Genomic DNA, 20933 nt, shown 5'->3' with positions numbered 1-20933 from the left:
CTAAACTGAAGCATGCCCATCAGGAGGATGAAAACCCTTGCTAGACAATAACAAGGCCAGGAGGGCCGTCTTGGGGGCGGCAGCCCTCGGTCTGGCGCTGTCCGGCTGTGGTGGCGCGACCGTGGAGTCCGGCAGCACCGGGTCGGGCGGTGGCTCCGCCGAAGACTGCGGCACCGTGAACATGGCCGTGAACCCGTGGGTCGGCTTCGAGGCTGACGTCGCCGTGGTCAAGTACGTGGCCGAGAAGGAACTCGGCTGCACGGTGACCACGAAAGACCTCACCGAGGAGGTTTCCTGGCAGGGATTCGCCTCCGGTGAGATCGACGTGATCATGGAAGACTGGGGCCACCCGGACCTGGAGAAGCAGTACGTCGACGAGCAGAAGGTCGCCACCAAGGTCGGCGAGACCGGCAACGTCGGGCAGATCGGCTGGTTCGTTCCGCCGTGGATGGCCGAGAAGTACCCGGACATCACGGATTACAAGAATCTGAACAAGTATGCCGACCTGTTCAAGACCTCCGAGTCGGGCGGCAAGGGTCAGGTTCTGGACGGTGACCCGTCGTACGTCACCAATGACGAGGCCCTGGTGAAGAACCTGGACCTCGACTACAAGGTGGTCTATGCGGGCAGCGAGGCCGCGCTGATCACGGCCTTCCGCCAGGCCGAGGAGAAGAAGACCCCTCTGCTGGGCTACTTCTACACCCCGCAGTGGTTCCTCTCCGAGGTACCCCTGGTGAAGGTGAACCTGCCCGAGTACAGCGAGGGCTGCGACGCCGACCCGGAGAAGGTCGACTGCGACTACCCGGAGACCCCGCTGATCAAGTTCGCCCGGACCGAGTTCATGGAATCGGGCAGCCCGGCCGCCAAGCTGGTGAAGAACTTCAGCTGGACCAACGACGACCAGAACGTCGTGGCCAAGTACATCGCCGAGGACAAGATGGACGACGAGGACGCGGCGAAGAAGTGGGTCGACGCGAACCAGGCCAAGGTCGACGCCTGGATCAAGTAGATCTTTCACGAGCGGGGCAGTGGCTGCGGCCACTGCCCCGCTCGCGTTTTGCGGCCACGTCGCCTCGATGTTCCGGTTGCGTTTCAGGGCAACAATTTTGGACGTCGTTGAGCTTCTATCGGTCGGTGTGGAACTTTGGCTGTACTTGCCTCTTGACTCAGTGCGTTCGACGTTGGACAGTCGAGTTGCGCTTGATGATTTGAGTTGCGTAATACGCACCCACAGGAGGCTGGGCCATGACCGGACCGCGCGTCGTCATCATCGGAGCAGGCGTCGTCGGAGCCGCCCTCGCCGACGAGCTGTCCGGCCGGGGCTGGACCGAGATCACGGTGGTCGAGCAGGGCGAACTACCCAGACCAGGCGGGTCGACCTCGCACGCACCCGGCCTGGTGTTCCAGACCAACTCGTCCAAGACCATGGCGCAGCTGGCGAAATACACTGTGGAAAAGCTGGTCTCACTCGACCTCGACGGCGAGCCGTGCTTCCTCCAGGTCGGTGGCCTGGAGGTCGCGACCACCCCGGAACGCCTGGCCGAGCTGCACCGCCGGGCCGGCTGGGCCACGGCCTGGGGCATCGACGCCACGGTGATCAGCCCGGCCGAATGTACGGCCCTGTGGCCGATGCTCGACGAGTCATTGGTACTCGGAGGCCTGCACCTGCCCACCGACGGCCTGGCGAAGGCCGTGCGGGCCGTGGAGGCGCAGTTGCGGCGGGCCCGGTCGCGGGGGGTGAAGGTGCTCGACCAGCACGAGGTGCTCGACGTGCTGCGCACCGACGACGGCCGCAAGGTCACCGGGGTACGCACCGACCAGGGCGACATCGAGGCCGATCTGGTGGTCTGCTGCGCCGGGTTCTGGGGTCCGAAGGTTGCCGCGATGGTGGGCATGACCCTGCCGCTGACCCCGCTCGGGCACCAGCTGGCCTGGACCGAACCGGTTCCCTCACTGGCCGGCTCCACCGTCGAGGCGACGCGCCCGATCCTGCGGCACCAGGACGGCGACCTGTACTACCGGGAGAACTTCGAGGGTGTCGGCATCGGCTACTACGGGCACCGGCCGATGCCCGTCGCCCAGGACGAGATCCTTTCCGTCGGCGAGGCCGAGGACATGCCCTCGGTGCTGGAGTTCACCCCCGACGACTTCGCCCCGGCCTGGTCCGAAAGCCAGCGCTTGCTGCCCGATCTGACCAACACCTCGGTGGGCGAGGCCATCAACGGCATCTTCTCGTTCACCACCGACGACTTCCCGCTGCTCGGGCCCTCGACCGAGGTGGAGGGCTTCTGGGTGGCCGAGGCAGTCTGGGTGACGCACTCGGCCGGGGTCGGCGCGGCGATGGCCGAATGGCTGGTCGAGGGCCACTGCTCGACGTTCGATCTGCACGAGTGCGATGTCAACCGGTTCGAGAAGCATCAGCTGACGCCCGACTACGTGCTGGCCCGGGACTGCCAGAACTTCGTCGAGGTCTACGACATCAAGCACCCGCTGCAGCCGATGGAAGATCCGCGGCCGCTGCGCACCACGCCCTTCTACCACCGTCAGCAGGAACTGGGCGGCATGTTCCTGGAGGCCTCGGGCTGGGAGCGCCCGCAGTGGTACCGCTCGAACGCCCCTCTCGTGGCGAAGTACCCGACGCGCACGCCGGACGCCTGGGCCTCGCGCTACTGGTCGCCGATCGTCGCGGCCGAGGCACAGCACACCCGCGAGCAGGTGTCGATGTTCGACATGACCGCGCTGAAGCGGCTGGAGGTCACCGGGCGCGGTGCCACCGCGTTCCTGCAGACGATGTTCACCGGCAACGTGGACAAGTCGATCGGCTCGGTGACGTACGGGCTGCTGCTCGACGCCGACGGCGGCATCCGCAGCGACGTCACCATCGCCCGGCTCGGGCGCGACCGCTACCAGGTGGGAGCCAACGGGGCTCTCGACGAGGCCTGGTTCTCACGGCACCTGCCGGACGACGGCCTCACCCAGGTCCGCGACATCACGCCCGGCACCTGCTGCATCGGCCTGTGGGGCCCCCGGGCCCGCGACGTGCTGGCCGGCCTGACCCGCGACGACATCTCGAACGCAGGACTGAAGTACTTCCGGGCCAAGGATATTCAGATCGGCTACATCCCGGTCACCGCGATGCGCCTGTCGTACGTCGGGGAACTCGGATGGGAGCTCTACACCACCTCCGACCAGGGTCAGAAGCTCTGGGACACGATCTGGGCCGCCGGTCAGGAGCACGGCCTGATCGCCGCCGGGCGGGGGGCCTTCAACAGCCTGCGCCTGGAGAAGGGCTATCGGTCGTTCGGCACGGACATGACGTTCGAGCACGACCCCTGGGAGGCCGGGGTGGACTTCGCGGTGCGGCTGCAGAAGGAGTCGTTCCTGGGACGGGAAGCGGTGGTGGCCCGCCAGGAGTCCGTCTCCCGCCGCCTGACCTGCCTGCTGGTCGACGTCGACGAGACCGCTTCCACCTACGACCAGCCCCTGGGCAAGGAACCGGTGTACCGCGACGGCGCCTGCGTCGGCTACGTCACCAGCGCCGCCTACGGGTACACGGTGGACGCCCCGATCGCCTACGCCTGGTTGCCGGCGTCGTTGTCGGTGCCGGGGCAGCGGGTCGAGATCGGCTACTTCGACCGTCGCCTGTCCGCCACGGTGGCGGCGGAGCCCTTGTTCGACCCGGAGATGAAGCGCCTGCGCGGCTGAAGTCCGGGGGCGTGGCGGCCGAGTAGGAGGTGTGGACTGGGCGCGTTCGGGACTCGGCGCCCGGAATCCGAGAGCCGCGGCCCAGACCGCGAGCTGGATCCTCCTGCTCTGTGCCGCCGCCATCCCGGTCACCGGTTTCGCCATGCCGAGGACGACGGGGCAGTGGACCCTGTTGATCGGTACACCCGTCATCTTCGTCGTTCTGGCCGGTGTACTGATGATCAGGTCCCTACCCACCGCGGTGCAGGGCATCCTGCTCATCGTCGCCCCGCTCCTCGGCGTCGCCGGCGTGGTGACGCTGAACATCGCCACCCACGACCCTTCGGCCGGGGCCCAGGTGATGTTGTGCCTGCCGGCTCTGTTCGCGGCCACCCACCTGAAAACCCTGGGCGCGCTGATCGTGGCCGTGTTCTGCATGTTCGGGGTCGCGCTGAACGTCGCGATGCTGCGGCCCAACGGCGGTGGCCTGTACGACTGGTTCGACGTGTCCCTGGTGATCGGCCTGATGACCGGCGTGATGCTGCTCGGCGGCCGGCGGCACGACCGTCTGATCGCCATGCTCGAGGCCCAGGCCTCCCGCGACCCGCTCACCGGTCTGGTCACCCGGCGAATCCTGGACGAGGCCATGCACCGGGCGCTGATGCCACCGGTCCCCCGGCAGGGCGGTGACGCCCGGGGGACGGCACTGGTGCTGCTCGATCTGGACCACTTCAAGGCCATCAACGACACCTACGGCCATCCGGTCGGGGACGACGCCCTGGTGCACCTGGCCACGCTGCTGCACCACGACACCGGGACGGACGTGGTGATCGCCCGGCTGGGCGGGGACGAAATGGCGGTGCTGCTGCCCCGGTGCACCGCTCCCACCGCGCAGGAGTGGGCCCGGGCGCTGCTGGCCCGCGTGCTGAGCCACCCCCTGCCGATGCCCACCGGTGCGGACCTGCCGCTGGGGATCAGTGTCGGGGTGGGGCACAGTCCCGGCCCGATGCCGCTGCGCGACCTGTACGCGGCCGCGGACGCCTCGCTGTACGCGGCCAAGCACGCCGGGCGCGGGCAGGTCGGGCCGACCCGCACCGCCTCACCCATCGCCCCTCGCGAGGCGGCCACCCCAACGCCGCCACTCGTCCGCAATCCCCCAACAGTCCGTGACCCCCCAACTCCATGACTTCATGCCCTGGGTCAGGGGTGCATGACCGCGCCCTTGAGCACCTTGTCGACGGCGTTCTTGGGGCCGTGCACGGCGATCCCGACCAGGTCGAGCTCGGCCCGGGGCACGGCGGCCACGGCGGCGCGGTTGTCCCGGTCGTTGCCCGAGGCGAACAGGTCGGCCGTGAAGATCGCCATCGGCAGCTCGCGGCCCAGGGCTTTTCCGTGCGCCGCGGTGATCACGTCTTTCGACCCCTGGAACACCAGCACGGGCTGCCGCAGCATGCCCAGGTAGCCGGTGCCGTCGGCGTCCGCGTAGGGCTCGCCGATCAGGTGGGGCTGGCCCGCGGTGATACCGCTGACCAGGAAGGCGCACACATTGAGGCGCTGCCAGGGGGCCAGGTCGTCGCGCAGGAGCACGGCGATCTTGGTGTCGAAACGGATGGGCGCCAGTTCTGCTGTACTCACGCAACCGATGGTGCCCCGCGTCCACCAGCCGGCTCTTGTACGTTCTTGACATGGCGGACGAGGCGCCGGAACTCACGGCGTGGCAACCGGGCCTGCACGGCGTCCGGGAAGTCCTGCATGCCCGCTTCCACCAGCACGCCTACCCGATGCACGCACACGACGCGTGGATTCTCATGCTCATCGACTCCGGGGCGGTGCGCTACCACCTCGCCCGCCATGAGCACGGAGCCCTGACCAGCACGGTCACCGTGTTGCCGCCGGGAGTGCCGCACGACGGGCGGGCCGCCGGGCCCGGCGGCTTCCGCAAGCGGGTGCTCTACCTGGACGAGACCCAGTTCGGCCCCGCCCTCGTGGACGCCGCACTGCGCCGGCCGTCCCTGGACGATCCGGTGCTGAGGCTGCGCGTGCACCAGCTGAACGTGGTGCTGGGGCGCCGCACGGAAGATCTGGAGGCCGCCAGCCGTCTGGCCCTGATCCGCGAACGCGTCCAGGAGATGCTGGGCTCGACCCCGGAACGCCCCGAACACCGCGCGAGCCTCGCCCACGATCTCCGCGACCTCCTGGAAGCTCATGTGGTGGAGGGTCTTTCACTGGAAGAAGCGGCCCGGACCCTGCACCGCGACCCGACCCACCTGGTGCGGTCCTTCACCCGCGAGTTCGGCATGCCGCCGCACCTGTACCTGACCGGGCGGCGGGTGGAGAAGGCCCGCGGGCTCCTGCTGTCCGGCGAGCCCCCGGCCCGGGTGGCGGTGCTGGCCGGGTTCTACGACCAGTCGCACCTGGCCCGGCACTTCCGGCGGATGCTGGGCACCACCCCGGGCCGGTTCACGGCTTCGGCGGGACGGGAATGACGTCGTGAGTGATGCGTTGTCGCTTCCGGTAGTCGCTACCCGCCCAGACCCCGCCCAGGAGGTTCCCTCGTGTCCTTGATCCCCCGCACCGACCTCGATGTCTTCCCGCTCTGCCTCGGGGGGAACGTCTTCGGCTGGACCGCCGACGAGCAGCAGTCGTTCGCCGTGCTGGACGCGTACACCGACGCCGGGGGCAACTTCATCGACACGGCGGAGGGCTACTCACACTGGGTACCGGGCAATGTGGGCGGGGAGTCCGAGACGATCATCGGTAACTGGCTGGCCCGGCGCGGGCGCCGCGACGACGTGGTGATCGCGACCAAGTTGAAGGGTCTCACCCGGGACAGCATCCGCCAGAACGTGGAGGCCTCGCTGCGGCGTCTGCAGACCGATCACATCGACCTGTACTACGCGCACTACGACGACCCGGCCGCGCCCCAGGAAGAGACGGTGGCTGCCCTCGGCGAACTCGTCACCGAGGGCAAGGTGCGGTACCTGGCGGCGTCGAACTTCACCGCCGACCGCCTGAAGAGTTCCCTGCGCATCGCCGACGACCTGGGGGTGGCCCGGTACGTCGCCCTGCAGCCGCACTACAACCTCCTCGAGCGCGACATCGTGGAGGGCGAGCTGGCCGCGCTGGTGGCGGGGGAAGACCTGGCGGTCTTCCCCTACTACTCACTGGCCAGTGGCTTCCTCACCGGCAAGTACCGCACGGTGGACGATGTGGTCGGCCGCGAGCGCGGCGACCGGGCCGGGAACTACCTGGACGAGCGGGGTTTCCGGGTGCTCGACGCACTCGACCGGGTGGCGGCGGCGCATGGGGCGCAGCTCACCACCATCGCCCTGGCCTGGCTGCTCAGTCGCCCGAACGTGCTCGCCCCGATCGCGAGTGCCCGCACGGTGGAACAGCTTCCGGCGCTCATGCAGCAGGTGGAACTGACCGAGGCCGAGGTGGACGAACTCACCACGGCCTCGGCGTAGAGATTTCCTACCAGCGGTTGTGCACGAGCGGACGGATGTCCTCGTCGTAGACCCGCCGGATCACGCCGCGCACGTCGTCACTGAGCTCGGGCAGTTCGGCGGCGGCGGCGTTGGCCCGGGCCTGCTCGGGCGAGCGGGCGCCCGGGATCACCGTGGTGACCCCCGGCTGGTCGAGGATCCAGCGCAGGGCGGTCTGGGCGAGGGTGCCCTCGTCGTCCGGAAGCTGCTGCTGCAGACGGCGAACCGCACGCACCCCAGCCCGGAAAGGCACGCCGGCGAAGGTCTCGCCGACGTCGAACGCCTCACCGGAGCGGTTGAAGGTGCGGTGGTCGTCGTCGGCGAAGACCGTGTCCTCGGTGTAGCGGCCGGACAGCAGGCCGCTGGCCAGGGGCACCCGGGCGATGATGCCGACGCCGGCGGCCTCGGCCGCGGGCAGCACCTGCTCCAGCGGCTTCTGCCGCAGCGGGTTGAGGATGATCTGCACGCTCGCCACGTTCGGGCGGGCGATCGCGGTGACGGCCTCGGCGCAGGTCTCGACGCTGACGCCGTAGGCCGCGATCCGGCCCTTCGACACCATCGAGTCGAGCGCGTCGTAGACCTTGTCCGTCGAGTAGACCGGGGTCGGTGGGCAGTGCAGCTGCACCAGGTCCAGCGTGTCGACGCCGAGGTTCGACCGGCTGCGGTCGACCCACGCCTTCATGTTGTCCTTGGTGAACGAGGCCGGTTCGAAGGGCTGGGCGCGGCGGCCCAGCTTGGTGGCGACCGTCAGCCCGGCGTCGGGCAGCTCTTTCAGCAGCTTGCCGATGACCTTCTCGCTGCGCCCGTCGCCGTAGACGTCGGCGGTGTCGATGAAAGTCACCCCGGCCTCGACGGCGGCGTGCAGGGTGGCCAGCGCGTCCTGCGTGCTCACCGAACCCCAGTCGGCACCGAGCTGCCAGGCTCCCAGCCCGATGACTCCCACACTGCGGCCGGTCCGGCCCAGGGTCCGTTTCTCCATAGCTCGCAACGATAGGGCCTCCAGCTCAAACCGGCGCCAGCGGCATGAACCTCGCCATCACCTCGTCGATGGCCCCGATCAGGTAGTCGGACGCCGTTGCATCGCCACCACAGTGCCGTAGCAGTGCCTGCTGGAACAGGCCGTCCAGCAGACCGTAGATCACTTCGGCGCCGAACGGCAGCGGTACGGACGCGAGTTCACCGATGCGGGTCGCGACGCGCCAGGTCATGTCTTGCAATCCGGTATCGATCGCGGACACGTCGGCGCGGAACGCGTCGTCGAACATCGACTGCGAGCGCAGGTCGTACCAGAGCCGGTGCAGGTCGGCGTCCTGCACCATCGACTCGGCCATCGCCAGGGCGAAATCGTGCCGCAGCTGAGACCCGGTGGTGGCGGCCGCGACGATGTCGTCGTACCGGCACATGCACCGATTCTTGTACTGGCGCACGCACTGGGTGATCAGATCGACCTTGTCGATGAAGTAGTAATGCAGCACTCCGTGCGAGAACTCAGAATTCTGGGCTATCTCCCGCAGACTGGTGCGTGCATATCCCAGTTCCGAGAGAGTTTTCAGAGCGGCGTCGGCGAGTTCGGTGCGACGTTGCTCGAATTTCCCACTTCCGCGCCCCCGGCCCTCGCGGCGTGCAGGTCTTTCGTCACCGGCTGCCACGCATTGCCCCGTTGGCTCAGCCACACTCTCCCCCGTGGGATCTCGTCGCTCGCGTCCGTACGTCACTCTGGCCGTCGAACCGCACGATAGCGGCGCCGCAGCACCCCGTCCTGCCACGTTGCCCCCTCCTCCAACCAGCTGGAAGCGGCGAACGGTATGGGTTTTACCCCTTCTTCCCGGCCGTGGCGTCCCACGGTTCCCGGGAATCAGCTGAACGGCGAATCCCCAGGCTTTGTCGAAAGCTGCCTCCGCCCACCGGAAATAGTGCAACACAATGAACTTCGCCAGAATTACTGGACATCTGACCAGGGGAATTCTTGACAATCGTCCAGGTCGACCGGCCGTGTGACCCGGATCACGGTGGATTTCTCCGGGCCCTTCTCCGGCGAGGCCGTGATTCACCATCACACCCGTCACCTGGCGGTTTAAAGTGGGGTATGCACCACGCCTTGACGGACTATTTGCTGTTCCTGGCCCAGGGCGTGACCGTGGTCGCGCTGCTGGGAGCTCTCGTGGTGGGGGTGGCCCGGCTCGCCACCCCGAGAAAGCCCCCGTCCCGACTCCGTGTGAAGAACCTCAACGACCACTACGACCACCTGCGCGACAAGCTCGCCGAGGCGATCCTTCCGAAGAGGGCACTGCGCGAGCGGCGCCGGGCGCAGAAGTCACAGCGCAAACTGGCCGCCCGGGGAAAGACTCCGGCCCGGCCCCGGGTGTTCGTGCTCGACTTCCACGGCGACCTGCGCGCCTCCCGGGTGGGTGGCCTGCGGGAAGAGATCACGGCCGTCCTCAGTCTGGCCACCCCGGCCGACGAGGTGGTGCTGCGCCTGACCAACCCGGGTGGCACCGTCCACGACCAGGGACTAGCCGCCTCGCAGCTGCAGCGCGTGCGGCACCGCGACATCCCGCTCACCGTCTGCGTCGACACCGTCGCGGCATCGGGCGGCTACATGATGGCCTGCGTGGCCGACCGCATCGTGGCGGCACCGTTCGCGATCATCGGGTCGATCGGCGTGGTCTCGCAGATCCCCAACTTCCACCGGCTGCTCGACCGGCTCGGGGTCGACGTCGAGCAGTTCACCGGTGGCGAGTTCAAGCGCACCGTGACGATGTTCGGCCGCAACACCGACGAGGACCGGGCCAAGGTCACCGAGCAGGTCAACGAGATTCACGACCTGTTCAAGACTTTCGTGATCGAGCAGCGCCCCGGCATCGACCTGGAGCGGGTTGCAACGGGCGAGTACTGGTACGGCAGCGATGCTCTCGACCTGAACCTGGTCGACGAACTGCGCACCAGCGACGACTACCTGCTGACCGCGCGTGAGCGGGCCGACCTGTTCGAGGTCACCTGCACGGTGCCGCTCTCCCGGGTCCGGCGCCTCACCGCATCAGGACAGGCCGCCCTCTCACAGCTGCTCTGACCCCACCCGAGAGTCGCGGGCCGACGTCCACCATTGATTTTTCTCGGGACAACTGCAACCGCACGGTCCCGTCGCACGTGTTTGCTGGTGTGAATGCCAACGCGCCGCCGGCCGGCCGAGGGGTGGAGGTGACCGGATGAACGACACGGACTCGGGCTTCGACAACTTCTACGGCGGGAGAAGCGAATAATGGTGGACGAAGTGGAGCAGCGCCGGCGCGACCTCGACGGGGTCGCGCAGTCCTCCGGCGAGCTGCGTGGCCGGGGCGACCGTAAACGCCGGGCGCAGCGCACCCGCCTGGCCGTCGGTACCTTCGCCGTGGTCGCGCTCATTGCCGGCGGGGTGACGGCCTGGGTGAGCCAGGGGAACACCCGCGCCCAGATCGTCCCCGCCGTCCCGGCCGTCTCGTCCCCGATCACCCCGACACCAACCGGTACCGACACGTCCTCCAGCACCCCGGCGCCGTCCTCGGGCAGCACCGTGAAGATCCCCGCCCGCACGGACCGGCTCAGTGCGGCGAAGGGAAATGCCCAGTATTGGATCTGGGCGGCGAACACCGGACCGGGCAGCCGGATGCTGTCGTACGGCCCGAAGACCAGCGAGCTCGACCTCACCACGTCGAACCGCAAGGAGACCTGGATCGGCTACTCCGGGCAGATGCTGCTCATCCCGGTGCCGGGCACGAAGAGCGTCTGGGAGATGGCTGATCCGTCCAGCGACGCCGACCTGATGTGTGTGACGAACGGTGAGGCCGATTTCCGCCAGGAGATCTGTGACGACGATGACGAGAAGCAGCACTTCCGGATGACGTTGTCGGACGACGGTACGACCTACACGATCTCGTCGGTGGTCAGTGAGTCGACCATGACGGCCTACCTGGCTGCCAACGGCCGTTCCCTCACCTGGTCGAACACCGAGAACGACTCCACCGCATGGATCTTCGAGGAGAAGACCGACAGCTAGAACGCGACCAGCTCGACCTCGAACCCGTCGCTGTTCTCCAGATAGCCCGCGTAGTGCTGGGGGCCGCCCGCGAAGGGATACTTCTCCCCGAAGAGCGGCTTCCAGCCCTGCTGCGGCGCCTGGGCCATGAGTTCGTCGAGCTGGTCCCGGGGACCGGCGTGGAAGGCCAGATGGTTCAGGCCCGGCCGTAGGCGCTCGTGCCGGTCCGGCGTCATGGCCTTGCTCTGCTCGACCACCAGATAGGTGCCGTGCTGGGTCCAGCTGCGCCCGGCCGGCCAGTCCTGGAACTGCTCGTAGCCGAGTTCGCCCAGCAGCCAGCCCCATTCGACAACCGCCCGGGCAAGGTCAGGCACCCAGAGCTCGACGTGGTGCAGGAGTCCACGGGGAACCGGGGTCTGCGTCATCTACTCTCCTTCGTCGTGATCATGCAAAGGTTCCACGGGGAACCTTTGCATGATCACGGGAGATTACTGCGTCCGCAGGCCCTTCTTGATCAGATCCATCACCGCGGAGTCGGCGAGCGTGGTGACGTCGCCGACGGTGCGGTTCTCGGCCACGTCCTGCAGCAGGCGGCGCATGATCTTGCCGGAGCGGGTCTTCGGCAGCTCGTTGACCACCATCACCTGCCGCGGCTTGGCGATCGGGCCGATCTCCTTGGCCACGTGGTTACGCAGCTCGGCGATCACGGCCTCGGACTGCGACTCGTCGTAACCCGCGTCGCCGCGCAGGATCACGAAGGCGCACACGGCCTGGCCGGTGGTCTCGTCGGAGGCCCCGACCACGGCCGCCTCGGCCACCTTCGGGTGCGAGACCAGCGCCGACTCGATCTCCGTGGTGGAGAGCCGGTGGCCGGACACGTTCATCACGTCGTCCACCCGGCCGAGCAGCCAGATGTCACCGTCCTCGTCCTTCTTCGCACCGTCCCCGGCGAAGTACAGGCCCTCGAAACGCGACCAGTACGTCTCCTTGAACCGCTCGGGGTCGCCCCAGATACCGCGCAGCATCGACGGCCACGGCTCGGTGAGCACCAGGTAGCCGCCCGAGCCGTTCGGCACCGGCTTCATCGCGTCGTCGACCACGTCGATCCCGATGCCGGGCAGAGCCACCTGGGCCGAACCGGGTTTCGCGGTGGTGACGCCCGGCAGCGGACTGATCATGATCGCGCCGGTCTCGGTCTGCCACCAGGTGTCGACGATCGGGGTCCGGTCACCACCGATGTGCTTGCGATACCAGATCCAGGCCTCGGGGTTGATCGGCTCGCCCACCGAACCGAGCACACGCAGGGACGACAGGTCGTACTGGGCCGGGATGTCGTCTCCCCATTTCATGAACGTGCGGATCGCCGTGGGGGCGGTGTAGAGCTGTGTGACCTTGTACTTCTGGATGATCTCCCAGAACCGGCCCTTGTGCGGCGTGTCCGGGGTGCCTTCGTAGATCACCTGGGTGGCGCCGTTGGCCAGCGGGCCGTAGACGATGTAACTGTGCCCGGTGACCCAGCCGATGTCGGCGGTGCACCAGTAGATATCTGTCTCCGGCCGCAGGTCGAAGACATTGCGGTGGGTGTACGCGGCCTGGGTCAGGTAGCCGCCGGAGGTGTGCAGGATGCCCTTCGGCTTCCCGGTGGTGCCGCTGGTGTAGAGGATGAAGAGCGGGTTCTCGGAGTCGAAGGCCTGCGGCTCGTGCACGTCGGAGGCACTGTCCACGACGTCGTGCCACCAGACGTCAAGCTCGTCGTTCCAGGCCACGTCCTGCTTCGTGCGCTGCACGACGAGCACCTTCTTCACCGACGGGGTGTTCACCACCGCGGCGTCCACGGCCGGCTTCAGCGCCGAGGGGCTGCCGCGCCGGTAGCCGCCGTCCGAGGTGATGACCACCTTGGCGTCGGCGTCGTCGATGCGGCTGCGCAGGGCCTCGGCGGAGAAGCCGCCGAACACCACGGAGTGCGCGGCGCCGATGCGGGCGCAGGCCAGCATCGAGATCACCGCCTCCGGGATCATCGGGAGGTAGATGGCCACCCGGTCGCCGGCCTCGACGCCCAGACCGAGCAGGGCGTTCGCCGCCTTGGAGACCTCGCGCTGCAGCTGTGCGTAGGTGATCGACCGGGTGTCCCCGGGCTCACCCTCGAAGTGGAGCGCCACCCGCTCGCCGTTGCCGGCGTCCACATGCCGGTCCACGCAGTTGTAGGCCACGTTCAGCGTGCCACCGACGAACCACTTCGCGAACGGGGCGTTCGACCAGTCCAGGGTCTGGGTCCACTCCGTCGTCCAGCTCAGCGCCCGGGCCTGTTCGTCCCAGAAGGCCAGGCGATCGGCCTTGGCCTGCTCGTACAGCTCCGGCTGGGCCAGTGCGGCGCCGGCGAACGCCGGGTCCGGCGGGAATCGCCGTTCCTCGTGGAGCAGGTTCGACAGGGTCTCGTCCGTCATCGGATCCCCTTCAAGACGTTCGCGTCATCTAAGTCACAGGTGTGGTCGTGCTCACTGACCCTAATCGCCCCGGACCGCCGGCGACACGGCGACGGGGCAGGTCTCTCCCCGTCAGGAGAAGAGACCTGCCCCGTCGGACGGGGGTGGATTCAGCCGGCGTCAGCGACCCGCGGCTGCTGGGTTCTCTCCGCGTGGTCGGCGCGCGGCGGTGGTTCGCCGGCCCCGGCGAGCAGCACCTCGCGCACGTGCCGGCCCTGGCGCCGGCTGACCTGGAGCGTGCGACCACGCAGCCGGACCCGCATGCGTCCCCCGACCGTGCGCACCTCGTCCACATGCGGCAGCGCGACCATCGTGCTGCGGTGGATACGCAGGAAACCGTAGGGTTCCCAGCGCTCTTCGAGGGTGGTCAGGGGCACCCGGATGAGATGGCTGCCCGTCGCCGTGTGCAGGCGGGCGTAATCGCCCTGGGCCTGTACGAACAGGATCTGCGAGCGCCGGATGAACCGGGTGACGCCCGCCAGTTCCACGGCGATGGTCTCGTCCGTCGAGGCCGCGACCGTGCGTCGCACCGCCTCGGCCAGACGCTCGGCGGTCACCGGCTTGTCGACGTACTCCACCGAGTCCAGCTCGAACGAACGGGGTGGATGCTGCCGGGCCGGAACCGTGAACACCAGATGTGGATGTCGGTCTATCCGGGCGAGGGCACGGGCCAGGTGCGGCCCGTCCAGCCCGGGTGTGGACACGTCGCAGACCAGAAGGTCGACCGGATCGTCGCGAAGTATCTGTAACGCTCCCGCGCGGTTACGCGTGGTGCGCACAGCACTGATCCGCGGATCGGCCCGGAGGAACTGTGTCATCCGAGCGAGTGCCGCTCCGTCCGGGTCAACGATGAGTGCCCGTAGCGGAGCCGGGTCCGGGGGATGGGTCCATCGCGGACCGGTAGTTCTGCCCCGACCAATTGCCGTCACGTTCCCAGGCGCCGTTGCCATACGGACAAGAGTAAGGACGCACCGTGTTCCTGTGAACCTATGAATTTCCATAAGTCACACACAGGGGACTTTGAGTTTCCGGGCGCACGCTCGGACCCATGACCGCACCGACCAGCCCGGACTTCGCCACAAGCACCGGTGGCAGGCACAAAGTCGCAGGTCAGCGCCGCAAGACGATCGGTCAGCTGATCCGCTTCGCCGGGGTCGGCGTGCTCAGCACCCTGGCCTACTCGGTGCTCTACCTGATCTTGCGCAGTTTCATGAACTCCTTCGCCGCCAACACGCTGGCCCTCCTGATCACCGCAGTTGCCAACACCGCGGCCAACCGGCGGGTCACTTTCGGGGTCAGGGGCAACGAAGGTCTGGCCGGGGACCACGCCGTCGGGCTGCTGGCGTTCGCCGTCGGGCTGGCGCTGACGAACGGCTCGCTGGCGGTCATCCACGGGGTCGGTGTGGACGCGCACTGGGTCGAGGTGGTCGTGCTGACGGTGGCCAACGCGATCTCCACGGTGCTGCGGTTCATCGCCCTCCGGATGAGGCTGCCGAAGGCTGGTTAGGCTCGGGGGCTGTGACTGTTTCCCTGGGCGAGAGCCTGGCTGCCCTGGAGAACCTGCCGGGCGTGGCCGCGGCGGTGCAGTCGGCCCGCACGGCCTGCACCGAGATCCGGTGGCACAACGCCCTGCGCCGCCGCTCGGCCGAGGCCCGGGCCGAGGCCACGGTGCGCTCGGCCCGCAGCTCCGCCGCGCTGGAGGGTGCCCGCTATCCCGTCGACCTGATCCGGGATATCGCCCGGGGCGCCTCCGTCCTCCCGGACGACGCCTCCGGCCGCCTGGCCCTGGCCGCGGTGCGGGTCTACTCGGAGGCCGCCCAGCTGGAGAAGTCTCTCTCCGCCGCCCCGGCCCAGGCGCTGGCCCGGTTGCACCTGTCGGCGGCCGGCGGTCTGCTGCCGGCCGAGCAGGTGGGTCGCCCGCGTCAGGGCACCGAACTTCCCGCCGACGGCATCGGGGAGCCCTCGACCGCGCCCGTGGGCCGGGCTCTGGGAGCCCGGCTGGAGGGGATCACCGATCTGCTCGCCGCGCCCGACTCGGCCCCGGCCCTGGTGGTGGCCGCCCTGGTGCACGCCGAGATTCTCACCGCCCGGCCCTTCGTGGCGGGCAACGGGCTGGTCGCCCGGGCCGTCGCCCACGCGGTGATGGTCGGGCGGGGGCTGGACCCGATGGGCGTGGTGGTGTGGGAGGCCGCCCACCTGGACGCCGGCCCGGCCTACCACCGCAGTCTCCAGGCGTACACGAGCGGACGGGTGGACGCGGTGGCGGACTGGCTGGTGCAGTGTGCGGACGCGGTGGTCAAGGGGGCGGGCGAGGGCCGCGTGGTCTGCGACGCGGTCACGAGGGGACGCGTGTCCGGCACCTCGGAGTAGGGGGAGTAGGGGCGGGTTGACGTCCATTGCTGGAAGTTTTGACCAGAACCTTCGCCCAGAAGACTGACGCGATCACCCCGGATCGCACGAACGGCCGGTAGCCCCTGTTGCGCCCGGGAATTCAGGAGTACACCTGTACCCAGGATCCGAAACACCGGAAGGAACGGAGGTTCTCCGGATCCGCACGGACAGCACGGTTGATCGGTACCCACGCGCGAGCAGTCCACGTGAGGACCCGCCTGGACGGGCTTGCACCGCTCCGGCGAATTGCCTTTGCGCGCTTGGTAGCCGGGAACCGTGCTCCGGGTGGTGACGCCCTGCTGCGGGGCACCGTCACCCAGAACACGGTGTGCCGTACCCCGTCAGAAGATCGAGGCAGCCTATGAAAAGTCGCCCCTGAAAACAGGTTTACGATTCCGGCCGGGACGGCGCCCGACGCACGCGGGCGGCCTCCCGGCCGGAATCCTTGCGCCGGCTGGCATACCAGACCAGGCCGGCTGCAGCTCCGGCCGCGGCGGTACCCAGAGCCGCGGTTCCGGTCTTCTGCGCCGGGAACCGCGGACGCAGACTGACGGGACGGACGAAGTCCTGCACCGGCCAGTCCCGGATCATCGCCTCGCGCCGTAGGCCCTTGTCGGGATTGACCACGACGGGATGCCCGACCGTCTCGAGCATCGGCAGATCGGTGATCGAGTCGCTGTAGGCGTAACAGCGCTCGAGGTGGTAGCCGCGCTCGGCCGCCAGTTCGCGGATGGCCTCGGCCTTGTTCACGCCGTAGGCGTAGTACTCGATGGCGCCGGTGTAGCGCCCCTCGTCGATGACCATCCGGGTGGCAACCACGTGATCGACCCCCAGCAGGGCCCCGATCGGCTCGACCAGCTCGATCCCGGAGGCGGAGACGATGACGACGTCGCGGCCCGCCGCCTTGTGCTCGGCGATGAGGGCCGTGGCCTCCTCGTAGACGATCGGCGCGATCAGCTCGGCCAGCGTGGTGGCGACGATGTCACTCACCTGCTGCACCTCCCAGCCGATGACCATGCGCGAGACCAGGTCGCGCATGTGTTCCATCTGAGTGTGATCGGCACCACTCGCGTGGTAGATGAAATGCGCGTAGGCGCTGCGGAGCATCGCGGACCGGGTCAGCAGACCCCCGGCGTGCAGCGGCCGGGAGAACGCCACCGTGCTCGATCTGGCGATAACCGTCTTGTCCAGATCGAAGAACGCCGCCTCGAGCCCCGGACCGACCGCGCCTTCACCCATGCCGATCAGGATAAGTGCACACCCAAATCACCCGTAGTAAAGGCAGGACTGCTTTCTGCAAGAATTTTCAGACGTTCGGCCCTAGGGAATTGCGACCCCGGGTCGACAGAATCACCCATGACACACGGTGAGCGGCTATTGCCACATCTCTTTAGGGTGTGACGCAAAGTACTTGGCTGTCACTAGAACCGCCCTTTAGCTGTCTCATTCCTGTGGAGTTGCCGCTGTCCGGTGGCGTAGGTGTTGCACTCGACGCCACGGGGGGTACAGACTGACGTTGCCGGCTTAATTGCCGTGCCCGCCCGGTCCGACTCCTCCCCCCCGAGCCGGACCGGCCAGACGGCCCCCGCTCCCCCCCAGCGGGGGCCGTCGCATTTTGCCGGTGGATTTCTCCCACCGCTGGCCGACCAGTTCTCCACAGGTCGGCACGATCACCCGGTTATCCACAGACCGGGCCCCGACCCGGCCGGGACATCGCCGGATGCGGAATCTGGGCCCATGGCTCTTCTCCTCCCGCCGGTCGCGCTCCACCCGCCCTCACTCGTGAGAAGGCCCTTGCTCGTGAGGGCTCCCCAGCGGGCGCCGCAGGTGGCGCCGCTCCTCCATCCGCACCGCACCGCCGCGGGTCGCCGGGCCCTGGTCGTCGGGATCATCGGTGGTTGCGGGGGCGCCGGGGCGAGTGTGCTGGCAGCGGCCCTGGCCCGGGCGTCGGCCCGCACCGGCCCGACCCTCCTGGTCGAGATCGACCAGCTCGGTGGCGGGGCCGACCTGCTGCTCGGCGCGGAAGACGAACCCGGCCTGCGCTGGCCCGATCTGACCTCGGCCCGGGGCCGGTTGCTGCCGGGCAGCCTGTCGGGCTCGTTGCCGCTGATCGACGGCGTGCATGTGCTGGCCACGGCCCGTTCCGGACCGGCCACCGGTCCCTCCGCCGCCGCCGTGACCGCCGTGCTGGACTCGGCCGGGGCCGAGTACGCCGTGGTGGTGCTGGATCTGCCCCGGCATCTGGACGAGGCCGCCAGTACCGCTGTGCGGGTCGTGGACGCGGGATTGGTAGTTGTGCCCGCCGAGGTCCGCGCGACGGCCGCAGCGAGGCGTGTGGTGGCCTCCCTGAGGCCGCGAGTGGCCGATCTGCGCGTCGTGCTCCGCGGGCCCGTACCGGCCGGTCTCGATCCGAACAGCATCGGCACCGCACTCGGCCTGCCCCCGGCCGGGCTGCTGTCGCCCGAACCGGGGCTGAAGGCGGCCCTGGACCGGGGTGAGCCTCCCGGGCTGCGCCGCCGGGGGCCGCTGGCCCGGTTCTGCCGGGAACTGCTCGAGGAGCTGGCGTGAGGACGTCCGAGGCGGCCCTCTCGGCGGTCGTCACCCGGTTGCGGGGCGGCCTGGCCGGTCACGACCGCCCGGGACAGCACGAACTCGCGGCGATGGTCGCGGCCACGTCGGCCGGGCTGGGGCAGGTGCTCGGGCGGGACGACGTGCTCGCGGTGACCGAGCGAATCAGCGCAGAACTGTGGGGACTCGGCCCGCTGCAGCCGTTCCTGCGTCTGCCGGGTGTCACCGACGTACTGGTGAACGGCCCGGGCGAGGTCTGGATCGATCGGGGCGAAGGACTCGCCCGGGTGCCCTGCCCGGCCGCGCTGTCGCACGAGAGCGCGGTGCGGGCGCTCGCCACCCGGCTGGCGTCGGCCGGGGGCCGTCGGCTCGACGACGCCGCGCCCTACGCCGATGCCCGGCTGGAGGGCGGAATCCGGCTCCACGCGGTGATTCCGCCGATCGCCCCGACCGGCACGCTGATCTCGCTGCGGGTGCTCCGGGCGGAGCCGCTGCGTCTGGAGACACTGGTCGAGACCGGTTCGCTACCCGCCGGCTGGGCGCCGGTGCTGCGGTCGATGATCGCCGCACGGGCTGCGTTCCTGGTCAGTGGGGGCACCGGCGCCGGGAAGACGACCTTGCTGACCTCCCTGCTGTCACTCGTACCGGCCGCCGAGCGGATCGTGCTGGTCGAAGACGTCGGTGAGCTCCGCCCCGCTCACCCCCATCTCGTTCGCCTGGAAGCCCGGCACGCCAACGTCGAGGGAGCGGGCGAGGTTTCGCTGGAGGCCCTGGTGCGTCAGGCGCTGCGCATGCGACCCGACCGGGTGGTGGTGGGCGAGTGCCGGGGCGCCGAGGTGCGTGACCTGCTGGCCGCCCTCAACACCGGGCACGCGGGCGGGTGCGGCACGGTGCACGCGAACGCTCCCGCCGATGTACCCGCCCGGCTCGAGGCCCTGGGGGCGCTCGCCGGGCTCTCGGCCGATGCGGTGCGGGCCCAGGCCGCTGCCGCGCTCGACGCGGTGGTGCATGTGGAACGGCGCGGGAACCGGCGCCAGGTCACGCAGATCGCGGTGGCCCGGCGGGATGGACGAGGGGCATTGACCATGCTGCCCGCGCTGACGGCCGACCCGCGACATCCCTCCGCCGAGGGTTCACGGGGGCCGGGGTGGCCGGCACTGGCCGAACGGCTGGACGGAGGATGCGGATGAGTGGGGCGGGTTCTCCTTTTCCCGGTTTCGGTTCCCGGAAGCTCCCGGGGGTGTCGACGGCGGGGATCGGGCGCAACGATGCCGCCCAGTTGTGCGGGCGGGTCTCGGCCCTGTCCCGGGCCGGGGTGCCACCGGGACGGACCTGGGAGGTTCTGGCCGCCGGACGGGGCCCGGACGCCCGGGTGGCCGCGACCGTGGCCGGGATGCTGGCCGTCGGTGGGACCACGGCGGACGGACTGCGACTGGCGGCGGCCGGGTGCGACGGGCCGGGGGTCGAAGCGCTGGAGTGGCTGGCCGCCACCGCCGAGGTGGTGCGGCGGTCGGGGGCCCCGGCGGCGGCGATCTTCGACGGGATCGGCGACGGGTTACTGGCCCAGATCGCGGAGTCGGACGAACGGGAAGTGGCTCTGGCCGGGCCGCGCACCACCGCCCGCGTGCTGGCGGCCCTGCCGGTGATCGGCCTGCTGCTGGGCGCGGTGCTCGGGGTGAACACCCTCGGCGTGCTGCTCGGTACCGGCCCCGGTCTGGCCTGCCTGATGGCCGGCGCCGGGTTCTGGTGGGTGGGGCGGCGGTGGAGCGCCCACCTCGTCCGCTCGGCCTCACGGGAACGGTCGTGAGCGTCCGGCTGGACCGGGCCCTACGGCCGCACCGGCGGTCGGCCGAGAGCCCGGCGGGCCCGGTCGCCGCGGTGATGCCCGGGCCACTGGTGCTCGACCTGATCGCGGCGCTGGTGGAGAGCGGCGCACCCCCGGCCGCGGCGCTGCGGGGAGCTGGTGCCGTACTTGCCGATCTCGGTGACCCCCGCGGCGAGAAGCTGCTGCGGCTCAGCGATCTGGTCACCGGCCCGATGCCGGAGCCGGACTTTCCCGAGCCCGACGCGGTGACCGCCGCCCTGACCGAGGCCCTGACTCTCGCCGCACGTTCGGGGCTGCCGCCCTCGGCCCTGATCCGCCGGGCGGCGACCGAGGAACGACGGCGTCAGGCGACGGCCCGGGCGGCGGCGATCCACCGGCTGGAGGTGCTGCTCGTGATCCCGGGGGCCGTCTGTCTCCTGCCCGCCTTCGTTCTGCTCGGTATCGCCCCTCTGGTGATCCGGCTGGTGACGGGATGACCATCTCTT

General features: G+C 69.3%; 20 protein-coding genes. 13 read left to right on the top strand and 7 right to left on the bottom strand.

Annotated features, from left to right (window positions below; translation table 11 throughout):
- The first annotated feature begins 70 nt into the window (after window positions 1–70).
- The 3 genes from QSK05_RS21915 to QSK05_RS21905 all read left to right on the top strand — a co-directional run bounded on the left by QSK05_RS21915 (window position 71) and on the right by QSK05_RS21905 (window position 4870).
- Window positions 71–1009 carry an ABC transporter substrate-binding protein gene (locus QSK05_RS21915; protein WP_285599155.1) on the top strand — a complete coding sequence of 313 codons (939 nt, stop codon included), beginning with the start codon at window positions 71–73 and terminating at the stop codon, window positions 1007–1009.
- A 236-nt stretch (window positions 1010–1245) separates the two neighbouring features.
- A complete protein-coding gene (locus QSK05_RS21910; RefSeq protein WP_285599154.1) occupies window positions 1246–3705 on the top strand; it encodes a GcvT family protein in 2460 nt (819 codons plus the stop codon).
- A gap of 31 nt (window positions 3706–3736) precedes the next feature.
- On the top strand, window positions 3737–4870 hold the full coding sequence (locus tag QSK05_RS21905) for a GGDEF domain-containing protein (protein ID WP_285599153.1): 1134 nt from the start codon (window positions 3737–3739) through the stop codon (window positions 4868–4870).
- Window positions 4871–4884: 14 nt separating this feature from the next.
- Here the strand turns inward: QSK05_RS21905 and QSK05_RS21900 are convergent, their stop codons facing one another.
- Window positions 4885–5319 (bottom strand): DUF2000 domain-containing protein, encoded by a 435-nt coding sequence (locus QSK05_RS21900; protein WP_285599152.1) that lies wholly within the window; start codon window positions 5317–5319, stop codon window positions 4885–4887.
- A 50-nt stretch (window positions 5320–5369) separates the two neighbouring features.
- On the opposite strand from QSK05_RS21900, the gene QSK05_RS21895 reads away from it, so the two are divergent.
- Both QSK05_RS21895 and QSK05_RS21890 read left to right on the top strand, forming a co-directional pair.
- Window positions 5370–6170 (top strand): helix-turn-helix transcriptional regulator, encoded by an 801-nt coding sequence (locus tag QSK05_RS21895; protein ID WP_285599151.1) that lies wholly within the window; start codon window positions 5370–5372, stop codon window positions 6168–6170.
- 69 nt (window positions 6171–6239) lie between these two features.
- On the top strand, window positions 6240–7151 hold the full coding sequence (locus QSK05_RS21890; RefSeq protein WP_285599150.1) for an aldo/keto reductase: 912 nt from the start codon (window positions 6240–6242) through the stop codon (window positions 7149–7151).
- Between the two features lie 7 nt (window positions 7152–7158).
- On the opposite strand, the gene QSK05_RS21885 is transcribed toward QSK05_RS21890, so the two are convergent.
- Complete coding sequence (locus QSK05_RS21885) at window positions 7159–8148, bottom strand: aldo/keto reductase (protein ID WP_285599149.1); 990 nt, start codon at window positions 8146–8148, stop codon at window positions 7159–7161.
- Between the two features lie 25 nt (window positions 8149–8173).
- Window positions 8174–8818, bottom strand: a complete 645-nt coding sequence (locus QSK05_RS21880) for a TetR/AcrR family transcriptional regulator (RefSeq protein ID WP_285599148.1) — start codon at window positions 8816–8818, stop codon at window positions 8174–8176.
- A gap of 449 nt (window positions 8819–9267) precedes the next feature.
- Here QSK05_RS21880 and sohB point away from each other — a divergent pair, with 449 nt between their 5' ends.
- Both sohB and QSK05_RS21870 read left to right on the top strand, forming a co-directional pair.
- Complete coding sequence (sohB, locus tag QSK05_RS21875; RefSeq protein ID WP_285599147.1) at window positions 9268–10239, top strand: protease SohB; 972 nt, start codon at window positions 9268–9270, stop codon at window positions 10237–10239.
- Between the two features lie 189 nt (window positions 10240–10428).
- A complete protein-coding gene (locus QSK05_RS21870) occupies window positions 10429–11202 on the top strand; it encodes a hypothetical protein (protein WP_285599146.1) in 774 nt (257 codons plus the stop codon).
- Here the strand turns inward: QSK05_RS21870 and QSK05_RS21865 are convergent.
- The 3 genes from QSK05_RS21865 to QSK05_RS21855 form a co-directional block, all read right to left on the bottom strand.
- On the bottom strand, window positions 11199–11606 hold the full coding sequence (locus tag QSK05_RS21865; RefSeq protein WP_285599145.1) for a VOC family protein: 408 nt from the start codon (window positions 11604–11606) through the stop codon (window positions 11199–11201). The two genes, QSK05_RS21870 and QSK05_RS21865, sit on opposite strands and share 4 nt — an antisense overlap.
- Before the next feature lie 63 nt (window positions 11607–11669).
- Entirely contained in the window at window positions 11670–13625 is a 1956-nt protein-coding gene (acs, locus tag QSK05_RS21860) for an acetate--CoA ligase (protein ID WP_285599144.1), read from the bottom strand.
- Window positions 13626–13774: 149 nt separating this feature from the next.
- Window positions 13775–14614, bottom strand: a complete 840-nt coding sequence (locus QSK05_RS21855; protein ID WP_285599143.1) for a LytR/AlgR family response regulator transcription factor — start codon at window positions 14612–14614, stop codon at window positions 13775–13777.
- A 98-nt stretch (window positions 14615–14712) separates the two neighbouring features.
- On the opposite strand from QSK05_RS21855, the gene QSK05_RS21850 reads away from it, so the two are divergent.
- Entirely contained in the window at window positions 14713–15171 is a 459-nt protein-coding gene (locus QSK05_RS21850) for a GtrA family protein (protein ID WP_285599142.1), read from the top strand.
- 11 nt (window positions 15172–15182) lie between these two features.
- The gene (locus QSK05_RS21845; RefSeq protein WP_285599141.1) at window positions 15183–16034 is read left to right on the top strand and encodes a Fic family protein; all 852 of its coding nucleotides are present in this window, start codon (window positions 15183–15185) and stop codon (window positions 16032–16034) included.
- Window positions 16035–16442: 408 nt separating this feature from the next.
- Here QSK05_RS21845 and QSK05_RS21840 read toward each other — a convergent pair whose 3' ends face one another.
- Complete coding sequence (locus QSK05_RS21840; protein WP_285599140.1) at window positions 16443–17294, bottom strand: HAD family hydrolase; 852 nt, start codon at window positions 17292–17294, stop codon at window positions 16443–16445.
- Window positions 17295–17855: 561 nt separating this feature from the next.
- On the opposite strand from QSK05_RS21840, the gene ssd reads away from it, so the two are divergent.
- Genes ssd through QSK05_RS21820 form a run of 4 tightly spaced genes read left to right on the top strand, consistent with a single transcriptional unit; the run spans window position 17856 to window position 20924 of the window.
- Window positions 17856–18623, top strand: a complete 768-nt coding sequence (gene ssd / locus QSK05_RS21835) for a septum site-determining protein Ssd (protein ID WP_285599139.1) — start codon at window positions 17856–17858, stop codon at window positions 18621–18623.
- On the top strand, window positions 18620–19813 hold the full coding sequence (locus tag QSK05_RS21830; RefSeq protein ID WP_285599138.1) for a TadA family conjugal transfer-associated ATPase: 1194 nt from the start codon (window positions 18620–18622) through the stop codon (window positions 19811–19813). Before ssd ends, QSK05_RS21830 begins: the two co-directional genes overlap by 4 nt.
- Before the next feature lie 50 nt (window positions 19814–19863).
- Window positions 19864–20430, top strand: a complete 567-nt coding sequence (locus QSK05_RS21825) for a type II secretion system F family protein (protein WP_285599137.1) — start codon at window positions 19864–19866, stop codon at window positions 20428–20430.
- The gene (locus QSK05_RS21820; protein ID WP_285599136.1) at window positions 20427–20924 is read left to right on the top strand and encodes a hypothetical protein; all 498 of its coding nucleotides are present in this window, start codon (window positions 20427–20429) and stop codon (window positions 20922–20924) included. The genes QSK05_RS21825 and QSK05_RS21820 overlap by 4 nt, the downstream gene beginning before the upstream one ends.
- Window positions 20925–20933: the final 9 nt, after the last annotated feature.

This window comes from Kineosporia sp. NBRC 101731 (genome assembly GCF_030269305.1).
In the GTDB taxonomy this organism is placed as follows: Bacteria; Actinomycetota; Actinomycetes; order Actinomycetales; family Kineosporiaceae; genus Kineosporia.
The sequence above is the reverse complement of the archived record's forward strand: the minus strand, read 5'-3'. Positions and strand labels throughout refer to the sequence as shown.